General features: G+C 33.5%; 10 protein-coding genes and 1 pseudogene. 7 read left to right on the plus strand and 4 right to left on the minus strand.

Annotation, left to right across the window (positions count from 1 at the left end):
* Positions 1-52: 52 nt before the first annotated feature.
* On the minus strand, positions 53-1366 hold the full coding sequence (locus ACK1U5_RS22675) for an ArnT family glycosyltransferase (RefSeq protein ID WP_048568679.1): 1314 nt from the start codon (positions 1364-1366) through the stop codon (positions 53-55).
* A 298-nt stretch (positions 1367-1664) separates the two neighbouring features.
* Here ACK1U5_RS22675 and ACK1U5_RS22680 point away from each other — a divergent pair, with 298 nt between their 5' ends.
* From ACK1U5_RS22680 to ACK1U5_RS22690, 3 genes are all read left to right on the plus strand, one after another.
* Entirely contained in the window at positions 1665-2177 is a 513-nt protein-coding gene (locus ACK1U5_RS22680) for an acyl-CoA thioesterase (protein ID WP_000412119.1), read from the plus strand.
* 206 nt (positions 2178-2383) lie between these two features.
* A complete protein-coding gene (locus ACK1U5_RS22685; RefSeq protein WP_000110207.1) occupies positions 2384-3112 on the plus strand; it encodes a glycosyltransferase family 2 protein in 729 nt (242 codons plus the stop codon).
* A gap of 6 nt (positions 3113-3118) precedes the next feature.
* Entirely contained in the window at positions 3119-3481 is a 363-nt protein-coding gene (locus ACK1U5_RS22690) for a DUF2304 domain-containing protein (protein WP_001121765.1), read from the plus strand.
* 93 nt (positions 3482-3574) lie between these two features.
* Here ACK1U5_RS22690 and ACK1U5_RS22695 read toward each other — a convergent pair whose 3' ends face one another.
* Complete coding sequence (locus ACK1U5_RS22695; RefSeq protein ID WP_000939653.1) at positions 3575-4846, minus strand: glycosyltransferase family 39 protein; 1272 nt, start codon at positions 4844-4846, stop codon at positions 3575-3577.
* A 209-nt stretch (positions 4847-5055) separates the two neighbouring features.
* Between ACK1U5_RS22695 and ACK1U5_RS22700 the strand changes: the two genes are divergently transcribed.
* Together ACK1U5_RS22700 and ACK1U5_RS22705 are read left to right on the plus strand one after the other, a co-directional pair.
* Positions 5056-6036, plus strand: coding sequence for a glycosyltransferase family 2 protein (locus ACK1U5_RS22700; RefSeq protein ID WP_069604865.1), 981 nt, complete (start codon positions 5056-5058; stop codon positions 6034-6036).
* Between the two features lie 97 nt (positions 6037-6133).
* Positions 6134-7555, plus strand: coding sequence for an oligosaccharide flippase family protein (locus ACK1U5_RS22705; protein WP_000856127.1), 1422 nt, complete (start codon positions 6134-6136; stop codon positions 7553-7555).
* Between the two features lie 43 nt (positions 7556-7598).
* Here ACK1U5_RS22705 and ACK1U5_RS22710 read toward each other — a convergent pair.
* Positions 7599-8108 (minus strand): annotated as a pseudogene (locus ACK1U5_RS22710) (NAD-dependent epimerase/dehydratase family protein); the annotation flags it as partial.
* Between the two features lie 88 nt (positions 8109-8196).
* Between ACK1U5_RS22710 and ACK1U5_RS22715 the strand changes: the two are divergent.
* Complete coding sequence (locus ACK1U5_RS22715) at positions 8197-9750, plus strand: ABC-F family ATP-binding cassette domain-containing protein (RefSeq protein WP_000055410.1); 1554 nt, start codon at positions 8197-8199, stop codon at positions 9748-9750.
* Positions 9751-9801: 51 nt separating this feature from the next.
* Here the strand turns inward: ACK1U5_RS22715 and ACK1U5_RS22720 are convergent, their stop codons facing one another.
* Complete coding sequence (locus ACK1U5_RS22720) at positions 9802-10677, minus strand: TetR/AcrR family transcriptional regulator (protein WP_000659645.1); 876 nt, start codon at positions 10675-10677, stop codon at positions 9802-9804.
* A 140-nt stretch (positions 10678-10817) separates the two neighbouring features.
* On the opposite strand from ACK1U5_RS22720, the gene ACK1U5_RS22725 reads away from it, so the two are divergent.
* Positions 10818-13934, plus strand: a complete 3117-nt coding sequence (locus tag ACK1U5_RS22725; protein WP_069604864.1) for an efflux RND transporter permease subunit — start codon at positions 10818-10820, stop codon at positions 13932-13934.
* Position 13935: the final 1 nt, after the last annotated feature.

The following is a 13935-nucleotide window of genomic DNA, read 5'->3' on the forward strand; positions in this document are numbered from 1 at the left end:
TGACTATTAAATTTCATCTTCCATCAAAAAAAGAATCCAGAATGGATTCTTTTTATTTTCTGAAAAATATTTTTTGACAATACACATAACTCATATAAACACCAAAGCTCTGCAAAATAAACAATGCCGGCATAATTACATTGTAATATACCATATCTACTTGGAAGAGCCTTAGCAATACGTAGCCACTAATTAAAAATAAGAACAACATATATCCCTCATTTTGTTGTTTCTTAATAAGGAAGTGTAATAGAGCTATAGTCATAAACAATGTTACGGCTATATATATCAGTTTTTCACATTTGAAAAGAATAGAATTTATCCCCTCATCTGAAAACTGATTTATCATCGGTTCTAAAAGTTTAAATCTTTCTCCCTCAATCTCTTTTAACTTTTGATCAATATGCTCTGTTACACTTTGATTTTTCGATATTTTTTCCCCATGTTTCGTTTTTCCAATTAAGACAGATTGAACATATGTCTCATTCGCAATCGTATATTGTGATAATCCCATTGTCTTAATTCCATAATTCACACCAAAATGAGCACTATAAAACAGAATAAGTATCCCTATCATCTTTAGTAACACTTTCTGTTTCGTTGCTGATTGAAATACTTCAATTAATAATACATATACCGTGATAAAAATAGGAATAAATAGTCCCATTGGGAAAATCATATTACTAAATGCAAATAAAATCGCTGAAAACACCCACATATAAAGATGATCTAATCCTTTATATAAAAGTATGTAACAAGCAAAATAAAATAAAAATATTGCAAGTGACTCAGGAGTTAATACGGAACTCATGAATATGTTTGGAATATACAGAGCATAAAATATAGAAGCAATACGACCGCATTCTTCTCCAAAAACCATTACCGCAATACGATAAATAAAAAATGTGGTTCCTGCGCAAAATAACACATTAAATAGTTGTAAAGCGAATAATGTATCACCAAATATACGAATAATTACTGACTCATATATAATAAAAGGCAAATGAGTTACAGTCCCTATATTATTACCAATTGCAATCTGCTTTGCAGACTCATACATCACTTTCATATCACCTATTATTGGAGCGTCTACAAATAACAGCATACTAAGCCTCACAACTATAGATATACTTATAAGAAAAATAAGAAATTGTTTATCTGTAAAACGATATTGTAGAATTGATGCCACTAACAAAATGAGTATGACGAAAATTGCCAATATGATTGTTACACTTGTTGTACTTCCTCCAAAGAATTGCTTACTTGTCTCAAATGCTGCCCAACAACTATAAACAAAAAATGCGAGCATCGCACCGATCATAATTTTATTGAAGAAAGATGAAAAATTTGTTTGTATATGATTCATATGTCCATTGCACCTCTATTTCCATTCATAACAAAACGATTCTATCATGAATGGGTACACGGCTGATAGAGAATTTCTATGACAAATACATAGTCATTACTTTTTACTTGCAATGTAAGCGAATCCTCTTTTAAACTACATTTTAGATAAAATAAATTTTCTTTCAGTTACATGAATACAAATACAGAAATTTAAATAATCCTCTTTTGGAATACACTTTACTTCATTAAATATCTAATATGAGTAATCCGCTTACACATATTATTCTGATTGAAAACAGACTATAGGGGCTGAATATATGGAAAAGAAATTCATGCGAGAATCTAAAGCAATTAAGACAACACGTGTCTTTCCTAACGATTTAAATAATCACCAAACACTTTTTGGAGGGAAATTATTAGCAGAAATTGATAGTATTGCTTCGATTGCGGCTGCAAGACATAGTCGTAAACATTGCGTAACAGCATCTATTGATTCAGTTGATTTTTTAACTCCAATTCACCAAGCTGATTCTGTTTGTTATGAAGCATTTGTATGTTATACAGGGAAATCTTCAATGGAAGTTTTCGTAAAAGTAATCGCAGAAAATTTATTAGCAGGCGAGCGTAGAATTGCTGCTACTTGCTTCATTACATTTGTGGCTATAAAAGATGGAAAACCTTCGTCCGTACCACAAGTACTACCTGAAACAGAAGAAGAGCACTGGCTACACCAAACTGGATCAGAACGCGCAGAAAACCGAAAAAAAGGGCGTTTGAAAAGTAAGGAAATGGCTGAAGTATTAACCTTAAGTAAGCCATGGAGCATATAACACTATGTAACACAGGTAAACATTCCTTTATGTTTACCTGCTTTTTTATTTCAATTTTAATTATAAACACCTATCACTACCTAAATATGCTTCCTAGTTTACAAAACAACCCACTAACTTGTCCTTTATTTTGTTATACTATTAATGGTATAGTATATGATGTTTAATAAAAGTAATGATGCCGATTATATGAAGGATGGTGCAATATGTCTGTTGAGGTACCAATTGTAATACCTAAAACTTTGATTATTATTCCTGCTTACAACGAAGAAGAAGCGATTGCAGATACATTAACAAGACTTTTAGAACTAAAAGAACATTTTGTAGGATTAGATATTTGTGTAATTAACGATGGTTCAATGGATAAAACACCTGAGATTGTTACAACATTCCCAGTCCATCTTGTAAATCTACCTTATAATTTAGGAATTGGGTCAGCTGTACAAACTGGATATAAGTATGCTTATGAGAATGACTATGATATCGCTATTCAATTTGATGCCGATGGACAACATAACCCAGAGGATTTATATAAAATCATCCAACCTATTGCTGAAAATCAATGCGATATGGTGCTAGGGTCTCGATTTACGGAAAAAACTGCATATAAGGGAAGTCTTTCAAGGCGAATTGGAATATTTTACTTCACTGCCTTATTAAAGTTACTAACGAAACAAACATTTATGGATCCAACATCTGGATACCGTGCTATTAATCGCGAAGTAATTCAGATTTTCGCACACAATTATCCAAAAGATTATCCAGAACCAGAAGTACTTATTCACTTAAAAAAGAAAAATCTTCGCATTAATGAAATATCAGTTAATATGCAAGAAAGACAAGGTGGACAATCTTCTATTACACCATTGAAATCTGCATATTACATGATTAAAGTAAGTTTAGCTATATTAATGCAAAAAATTGTGAAAGGTTGATAATCCATGCCTATAATTACCTTTTCATTTATCTTTATTCTATTATTATTTTTCCTGATTATTAACTCGATACGTAAAGGAGCTTTGGAAACAAAATATTCCATTCTTTGGATTTTTGTTTGTATCGCAATGGCGATTTTAAGCTCTACAGATAAGATTATAAATTGGATTGGGAAGCTATTACACGTAGAATACCCACCATCTGTTTTATTCCTGTTCGGACTTTTATTCTGTTTTATTTTAATTTTTGATTTAACTCGTAAGGTTTCTAAACAGCATCACCAACTTGTAACATTGACACAAGATTATGCGTTGCTAAAACAAAAATTAAATAATAAAGAGCAAAATGATTCTTTACACGATGCATAATTAAAAATGACCTACTTTCTATTTTAGAAAGTAGGTCATTTTTATATACCATTTAAATGTAATTTTTTTGATAGGCTTAATGAAATCATTTACCTATTTTAAAAATGGTCTGCTAACCCTCATAACAGTTGCGACAATACCTACACCTATCATTATAAAAAGCATTGGCATCAATGGAAGCGCATAGCGATCATACGCAAGGTATAAACTATTGAAAAAGGTTTGGAATAAAATGTTTATCCATAAAAATGAATACTCTCTCCACCTTCTCCAACAGAATACAAATGCTAGGATCGAGCAAATTATGAAACCTGTTTTAATTGGATCATAAATTTTCTTCATATCTTCCCCAGATATATCAAAAATACTAATTGGAGTGCCTGGATAATAATATGCTTTTTCCCAGAAAATTTGTGGTTTTAAAATTAAATAACTTTTCAACATTGATTTTTTATCTGTATGCCACCATTCCTTAATACGGTCCATCGCTATTTCTTGTTGCTTCGCCATTAATTCATGCGCTTCTATACCCGGATATTTCGCAAGAAGTTCCGCATCAATTTCTTCCACACTTTTTCCAGGGGGATAACCTTCACCCTGATATGTGCCCAGTAATAACGGATTACCTGAACCTGCTGTAAGCGGGATAAACTTGTGAAATTGAACGTAATTACGTGCCCACCAAGGACCAAGCACAACAAATAATACCAATACACTAATAAGGGCTTGCTTTACCATTAGACGTACTGGATAACGTTTTAATACAAGATATATAAATAATAAAATTGGATATAAAGCGATTTGTACCCTAAAATATAGTGCTACAAAGTAGAATAATAAAATAATATAAAAATCTTTCATTGAATGCGTATCTGCTAATTTCAAGCTCCAATATAATAGCCCTAATGATAGAAATAGATACGGACTTTCTGTCAACGTCAAGTTCTCTACTACTACTTCAGGAGGGTATAATGCTAATAACAATGCGGCAATTAATCCTACTGCTGGATTTAAGATATATGTACCAATCTTATAAGTCATATAAATACTTAAGACACCAAAAGTTATCATAACTAATTTTGCACATAAAACACCAAGGCTTCCATGCCCAAATATGGCGAATATGCCTGCTAATAAAAATACTTGTCCAGGCATAATATGAATAGTTGGTTTTGTCGGATCATGATAAGTCAACATACCTGTTTCTAAAAAATTGACAGCATTTTTTTGATACATTAAGTCATCGCTACCAAGCGTCAAATCACTACCATATGTTTTTAAAGTCATTAACCGAAAGATTAGGCCAATAACTAGAATGATACCTAATATTATTAATTCAGGTCTTCGCATATACTTTTGTAACATTCTAAAGTTTCCTCCCTTTTATTACAATACATTTTTCTATTATAACCATCTTTCATATCTAACTTCTATACCTTTAATAATTATTATTATATACATTAAGTTGATTTACAAAGTTTATATGCGGTAAACTTATACAGATATTCTTTTCATTTTATTCCTTATAAAAGGAGTTAATTTAAAAACATAAAAATTTGAGGAGTTAAAATTCTATGATGGAACAAAACCAGCTTGTCTCAGTTGTTATTCCTCTATACAATGCAGAGAAATATATTGAAGAGACAATGCAGTCAATACTGGATCAAACATATAAAAATATCGAAATTGTAATTGTAGATGATGGAAGTAAAGATCGGTCACCTTCTATCGTAAAAAATCTTGCTGAAAAATACCCAGGGCAAGTAAAATACGTTCATCAAAAAAACCAAGGCGTTTCGGTAGCTCGTAATACAGGAATTGAAAACGCTAGTGGAGAATATATTGCTTTCCTTGATAGTGATGACTTATGGCATCCAACTAAAATTGAGAAGCAAGTCGACAGTATACATAAAAACAACATGGATGCGTGCTATTGTGGTTATATGAATTTCTACGAAGAAACAGGCGAAAAGGTTGAACATACAACAAACTTTATTAAAGGTGATATGGCAAAAGCATTCCTAACACATCAAGTTGTTGCTCAAACAAGTACTTGGATTTTCAAACGATCCATCGTAATGAATCATAACATTCGTTTTACACCAGGATGTAGTTGGGGAGAGGATTTGGAGTTTTTATTTAAACTTATGAGTGTGACAAATGTATGTTATGTCGATGAATACTTAACTTACTATAGAATCTTATCAGAAGGGAATCTTTCTTCTAAGTATAAAGATTATGAATTAAAAACGACAAAAGAGTTGGAAGTATTCAATCGTATGAAAGATTGGGTACATAATAAATCTCAAGATTTCATTACAAAAGACCCTCAGTCACTTATTGAGATTCTTGAGACTTATTTATTCCCTTATACAATCATCAATAACGCTTGTATATATATTAAGGGAAACTCTCAATTAGATAAATCACAAGTTCAATTAATCAAAAAAGATATAAAGAAATATTGCCGTAAAATCTATTCAAAGAATGGAAAACGTAGTAAAAAACTATATGCAATGCTTTGGTTTGTACGAATTAAATTTCTGTTTTCTTAAACTGAAAATATAACGATACTCTCTCTTTCTGTGAACAAATCAAATTTACAAATAGGACAAGCTAACCGGGTCCTAAAGAATAGAAAGGTCTTTTCCCATGAAAACAAATAAAATTCTAAAAAACGCATCCTACCTCTTTGTAGGAAACATTACTGTCCGTTTTGTACTGGCTATTGCAACAATTTTCTTTGCAAGATATGTTTCTCCAAGTGATTACGGTATGTTTACAACTGCGTTAGCAGTTTCAGCTGTTATTTGTTACTTTACAGATGCAGGTTTGACACATACGTTTATGCGTGAAGGAACGAGAAGCGATGCTAATATTAGCGTGCTAATAAGTAGTTATTTACGTATTCGTTTAATATTAGCTATCGTAATTTCTGTACTTTTCGCTATTTGTGCCCAGTTCTTCTATCCCGATGCTTACTTACGTGCGATGGTATATTGGGTTGTTCTGCCAACAATGTTTGGAGCAACTTTACAAGGTGTTGGAATGGCTTACTTCCAAGTAACAGAACGCATGCAATTTACAGCTATTATTTCTGTACTACAAGGTGTAACAGCTGCTGCTGCCCTATTACTAGGGATGTCTTTCCAATGGTCACTTATGATGGTTGCTGCCATGTATGGGGTATCTAGTCTTGTAACAGGTGTTATCGCCTTTATAATGACAATACGTTACACGAAAGTCCATAAGGGTTGGGATAAAGGCATTTTAGATCAACTACTTATTTTCACAATCAATGGAATCATCATTATGCTCTTACCACAATTGGGCCCTATTATATTAGAAAAGGTTTCAACGTATAATCAAGTTGGATTCTTTGGTGCTGCATCTAAAATACCTGCTGTACTATATCAAATACCTGGGGTAATTGCAGCTGCCTTTTATCCAAGGCTGTTTGCTTTTGGTAATGAGAAAAATATTGAAGAACATAGAAAATTATCAAGTTTTGAATTAAAACTTATGTCTTTTTTAGGAATGGGAATTTCTATCCCCTTTATTGCTGATCCAAGTTTCTGGATTGTTAGTTTATTAGGAGAAGAATACGCTCCCGCCGGTGACGCTCTTGCTATTCTAGCGTTTATGGTTATTTTACAATCAATTAACTATCCACTAGCCGATAATTTAACAACGATTGGCCAGCAATGGAAACGTGCAACAACAATGACTATTGGATTAGTTGTTGCCATCATAGGTTATATTGTATTAGGTAGTAAATATGGAATGATGGGGGCAGCTGTCGCAGCTATCCTTACCGAAATTACACTATTAATCGGATTTACCCTCTTTATTCGTAAAGGCATGCAATTATTAGTTAAAGGAATTATATTTAATTCCTTAGCCTTTATTATTAGTTACGGTTTATACCGAATTGCATTAATTAACTTACCACCACTAATTGCTTTAACTCTTACTGGTATACTATACGGTATAATCGGAATTGTAATTGATCCTCAAATACGTGGATTCGTTTTAGGGTTTATAAAACAAAAATCAGGTGAAAAGGTAGTATAAAGTTAAGTTCCTTTTCAAAATCATGAAAAGGAACTTAACTTCTTTATTTACATCTGTTTTTCATATACATAATTGTTTCTTTTAACCCATCATAATAAGAAGTTTTTGGTAACTCTCCAATACATTTCTCGTATTTCTCTCCACTTAATACAACTGGTTTTTCCGTCAAATATAGCATTTCCACAAATTCTTTCATCTGCTTATCAAACAGACCAATGAACTGGATCATTCCTCTTTTTACAGTTATTATTCGTTTGGTATATCCCGCTAATTCCCGTATGTGTTGAATCATTTCCTCACCTGTAATGACACCATAATCTGTTATGTTCCAATTTTGTCCATAAGCCTCATCATGTGAAGCTAATTTAACCATTGCTTTTGCACCATCTGGTGTGAAAATATATTCACGGGCAATCTTTTTATCTCCAACAAAGCTAGACATTTTATTTGTAAGTATTGCCTTTAATGTATGATGGACAAGTGTGCTTTTTGCATTTGGACCATAAAAGTCTGGGAAATGAGCAATAAACATTTGTACATTAGCTTGTTTTGAAAATATATACATTTTGAAATGATGGCATTATATGAAAGAATTTAGTATCATGATTCAAGGTACTATTTCAAGTTGGACGGAGGATACTATGAGCTTATTAACAGTTGAAAAATTAGGACATACATTTGGTGATCGTACATTATTTAAAGATGTATCTATGCGATTATTAGCAGGTGAGCACGTTGGATTAGTTGGTGCAAACGGTGTTGGTAAATCAACATTCATGAATATCATTACTGGTCAGCTTATTCATGACCAAGGTCGTGTAGAATGGACACCGGGCACACATTACGGCTACTTAGATCAGCATACTGTTTTAACGCCTGGACGTACAATCCGTGACGTACTAGCGGATGCATTTTTACCGTTATTCGAAAAGGAAAAAGCTTTAAATGAAGTTACAGAAAAAATGGGAACTGCTACACCAGAAGAACTAGAAGAACTTCTTGAACAAATGGCAGAAATACAAGATGCACTTGAAGCAGGTGGTTTCTATTTACTAGATATGAAAATTGAAGAGGCTGCACGTGGTCTTGGAATTGATGCTATTGGTTTAGATCGTGATGTTTCAGCACTAAGTGGTGGACAACGTACAAAGGTATTGCTTGCAAAGCTATTACTTGAACAGCCAGAAGTGTTATTGCTTGATGAACCTACTAACTATTTAGACGTTGAACATATTCATTGGTTAACAAATTATTTGAAAGAATACCCACATGCATTCTTATTAATTTCTCATGATACAGAATTTATGAACAAATGTGTTGATGTTATTTTCCATCTAGAATTCACAAAAATGACACGCTATACAGCGACATATGAAAAATTCCTAGAACTAGCAGAAATCAATAAAAATCAACATATAAACGCTTATGAAAAGCAGCGCGAGTTTATCAAAAAGCAAGAAGACTTCATTGCAAAAAACAAGGCTCGTTATTCAACGACAGGTCGTGCAAAGAGTCGTCAAAAGCAACTTGATCGCATGGAACTTATTGATCGCCCAGAAACAGCAATTAAACCTGAATTCTCATTTAAAGAAAGTCGCGCAAGTAGTCGCTTCGTCTTTGAAGGTGAAAATGTAGAAATCGGATATACACATCCGCTACTACCAAAGCTATCAATGACGATCGAACGTGGTGAAAAAATTGCTATTGTTGGATGTAACGGTGTTGGTAAATCAACGTTACTAAAAACAATCTTAGGTAAAATTAAGCCTTTAAGCGGTAAAACAAGCCTTGGTGACTTCTTAGAGCCTGCATACTTTGAGCAAGAAGTTAAAGCTGACAATATAACACCAATTGATGATGTATGGAATACATTCCCTGGTTTAGACCAGCATCAAATTCGTGCGATGTTAGCAAAATGCGGATTAAAAAATGAACATATTTCTCGCCCATTAAGTCAATTAAGTGGTGGAGAACAAGCAAAAGTTCGTTTATGTAAGCTAATGGGTGAGGAAAGTAACTGGCTACTATTTGATGAGCCGACAAACCATCTTGATGTTACAGCAAAAGCGGAACTTAAGAAGGCTATGAAAGCATATAAAGGAACAATCCTCCTTGTATGTCACGAACCGGACTTCTATGAAGATTGGATTACAAAAGTTTGGGATGTTGAAGAATGGTCTCAAAATAGTAAATAGTCTTTAAGAAAAAACTCCTTGTGTAGACAAGGAGTTTTTTACTTATTTTTATTAAGAATTTTTTATATTGTAGTATCCTATAAGTCGTAATCGAAATTCTTTTAATTCCGGATACGCCTCTAAATTTGCTAACATACCTCTAATTACTGGAATTCTTGGATTAAGCAATCGTATTTCCGCCTCTAAAACATCTAACGTTACTAACAACTCATCATCCTCTAATTGATCAGCTAAACTACGCTTAAATACAATAATTTCTTTTAAAAAATGCTCTTTAACTTGTTCCTTAATAAGCTCTGATTTACAAAGGAATTCTCCAAGCTTTTCTTCATGTAAAATAGGTTCTTCCGAAGATTCTACCAAACCATCTACTAAATGATCTACTCTTTTTAAAATAAAAGCAGCGACATACGATAAATCAATTTCTGGTGCTTGTAAAATAATTAATTCTAAATAACCACGGCATATGCCTTCTACTATAATTACTAAATCCAATAAATATGGCATAACCTTTTCACCATAAATGGACAATAAACTATTCCGATAAAATGCATGAGACTCTAACTTCATCCGCATCATAAATTCTTCTACTTCTTTATTAAACGGAATTGCATTTTCTCTCGCATGCATAATAATAAATTCTTTATGCTTTTGTATATCATTAAACTGACAATGTAATTGTTTTGCAAATTTTTCACGTGGTAATAAAGACTCTTGTTCAATATCCAGCATTTTCTTTTGGATTTTGTCATAATAATATCGAAGTGTCGCTAATAAAAGCTCATCTTTCGATTTAAAATATAAGTAAAAAGCTCCCTTAGATATACCACTAGCTGTCACAATTTCCTGCACTGATGTCGCATTTACACCCTTAGTAGCAAATAACTTCATAGCCGATTCTATAATCAAACGCTCTTTTTCTTTCATATCTTCTCTCCTAAATTTAATCTCGCATCTTATTATAAATGTATTATACCATCTCTTTTTATTGACGATTGACCGAACGGTCAGTTATATTATGTATTAGACTGACCAGTTGGTCAATATAATAAAAAGGGAGCGCAAACATGAACAAAATCATCAATTTCTCGTTAAAAAATAAGTTCGCAGTTTGGCTACTAACCATTATTGTTACTATTGCCGGGATCTACTCTGGACTCAATATGAAGCTGGAAACAATTCCTGATATTACAACACCGATTGTGACAGTAACTACGGTCTATCCTGGTGCTACACCAGAAGAAGTAGCTGATAAAGTTTCAAAGCCGATGGAAGAACAACTACAAAATTTAAGTGGTGTTAACGTTGTGAGCTCATCATCTTTTCAAAACGCATCTTCTATTCAAGTAGAATACGATTTTGATAAAAATATGGAAAAAGCAGAAACAGAAATTAAAGAAGCTCTCACAAATGTAAAGCTCCCAGAAGGTGTTAAAGATCCTAAAGTTTCACGAGTAAACTTCAATGCCTTTCCTGTTATTTCGTTAAGCGTAGCAAGCAAGAATGAATCTTTAGCTACCTTAACTGAAAATGTAGAAAAGAATGTTGTACCAGGATTAAAAGGACTTGATGGTGTTGCATCTGTCCAAATTGCTGGCCAACAAGTAGATGAAGTACAGCTTGTCTTCAAGAAAGATAAAATGAAAGAACTAGGACTAAGTGAAGATACTGTAAAAAATGTTATTAAGGGATCGGATGTATCTTTACCACTTGGCTTATACACATTTAAAGACACGGAAAAATCAGTTGTTGTAGATGGCAATATTACAACGATTAAAGCATTAAAAGAACTTAAAATCCCAGCTATACCTTCCTCACCTAACGGTCAAGGTAGTCAAAATGCTGGCGCTGGTGCACAAACGCCGCAAATGAATCCAGCTACTATGAACGGGATTCCAACAGTTACATTAGAAGAAATTGCTGACATTAAAGAAGTTGGGAAAGCAGAATCTATTTCTCGAACAAATGGAAAAGAAGCAATTGGAATTCAAATTGTGAAGGCCTCTGATGCAAATACAGTTGATGTTGTAAATGCAGTAAAAGATAAAGTAAAAGATCTTGAGAAAAAATATAAAGATTTAGAGATCATTTCAACATTCGACCAAGGTGCACCTATTGAAAAATCAGTTGAAACAATGCTAAGCAAAGCAATTTTCGGTGCTATCTTTGCGATCGTTATTATCATGCTGTTCCTACGAAATATTCGAACAACGTTAATCTCTGTCGTTTCAATACCACTTTCTTTATTAATTGCTGTTTTAGTCATAAAGCAAATGGATATTACGCTTAACATTATGACACTTGGAGCAATGACCGTTGCTATAGGCCGCGTTGTCGATGACTCAATTGTTGTTATTGAAAATATTTACCGACGTATGTCGTTATCAGAAGAGAAATTGCGCGGAAAAGATTTAATTCGTGAAGCTACGAAAGAAATGTTTATCCCAATTATGTCTTCTACCATCGTAACAATTGCTGTATTTTTACCACTTGGACTAGTAAAAGGTATGATTGGTGAAATGTTCTTACCATTTGCCTTAACTATCGTCTTCGCTTTATTAGCATCATTACTAGTAGCAGTTACAATCGTACCGATGCTAGCTCATTCCTTATTTAAGAAAGAGAGCATGAGGGAAAAAGAAGTACATCATGAAGAAAAACCAAGTAAATTAGCAAATGGGTATAAACGCATACTTGCATGGGCTTTAAATCACAAAATTATTACATCAAGTATCGCTGTCCTTCTATTAGTTGGTAGTCTTGCACTTGTACCAGTTATCGGTGTAAGTTTCTTACCTTCTGAAGAAGAAAAAATGATTATCGCAACATACAACCCTGAACCAGGTCAAACGTTAGAAGACGTTGAAAAAATTGCAACAAAAGCTGAGAAGCACTTCCAAAATAATAAAGACGTCAAAACAATTCAATTCTCATTAGGTGGCGAAAACCCAATGAGTCCTGGTCAATCAAACCAAGCAATGTTCTTCGTGCAATATGATAACGACACGAAAAACTTTGAAAAAGAGAAAGAACAAGTCGTTAAAGATTTACAGAAGATGTCTGGCAAAGGCGAATGGAAAAACCAAGACTTCGGAGCAAGTGGCGGTAGTAACGAAATTAAACTATACGTTTACGGAGATAGCTCAGAAGACATTAAGCCTGTTGTAAAAGATATTCAAAATATCATGAAGAAAAATAAAGACTTAAAAGATATAGATTCTAGTATTGCAAAAACGTATGCAGAGTACACTTTAGTCGCAGATCAAGAAAAGCTGAGTAAAATGGGCTTAACGGCTGCTCAAATTGGAATGGGACTTTCTAATCAACATGATCGCCCTGTTCTGACAACAATTAAAAAAGACGGTAAAGATATCAATGTATATGTAGAAGCTGAAAAACAAAATTATGAAACAATCGATGACTTAACAAATCGTAAAATTACAACACCACTTGGTAATGAAGTGGCTGTGAAAGATGTTATGACTGTAAAAGAAGGTGAAACTTCGAATACAGTGAAACACCGCGATGGCCGTGTTTATGCAGAAGTAAGTGCAAAACTAACATCTGATGACGTTTCAAAAGCATCTGCCGCTGTTCAAAAAGAAGTAGATAAAATGGATCTTCCTTCTGGCGTAGATGTTTCTATGGGCGGCGTTACAAAAGATATTGAAGAATCATTTAAGCAACTTGGCTTAGCGATGTTAGCTGCGATTGCCATTGTATACTTCGTTCTTGTCGTTACATTTGGCGGTGCCCTTGCACCATTCGCAATTTTATTCTCGCTACCATTTACAATTATCGGAGCTCTTGTTGCCTTATTAATCTCCGGTGAAACATTAAGTGTGTCTGCAATGATTGGTGCGCTTATGTTAATCGGTATCGTTGTAACAAACGCAATCGTGCTTATCGACCGCGTTATTCATAAAGAAAATGAAGGACTATCAACACGTGAAGCTTTATTAGAAGCTGGTGCAACACGCCTTCGTCCAATTTTAATGACTGCAATTGCAACAATCGGTGCTCTTATCCCGCTTGCATTAGGATTTGAAGGTAGTGGCTTAATTTCTAAAGGACTTGGTGTAACGGTAATTGGTGGATTAACAAGTTCAACGTTATTAACACTTCTTATTGTTCCAATCGTTTATGAAGTATTAAGCAAATTTAAAAAGAAAAAAACAAAATAAC

It is taken from the genome of Bacillus sp. XB1 (assembly GCF_053557995.1).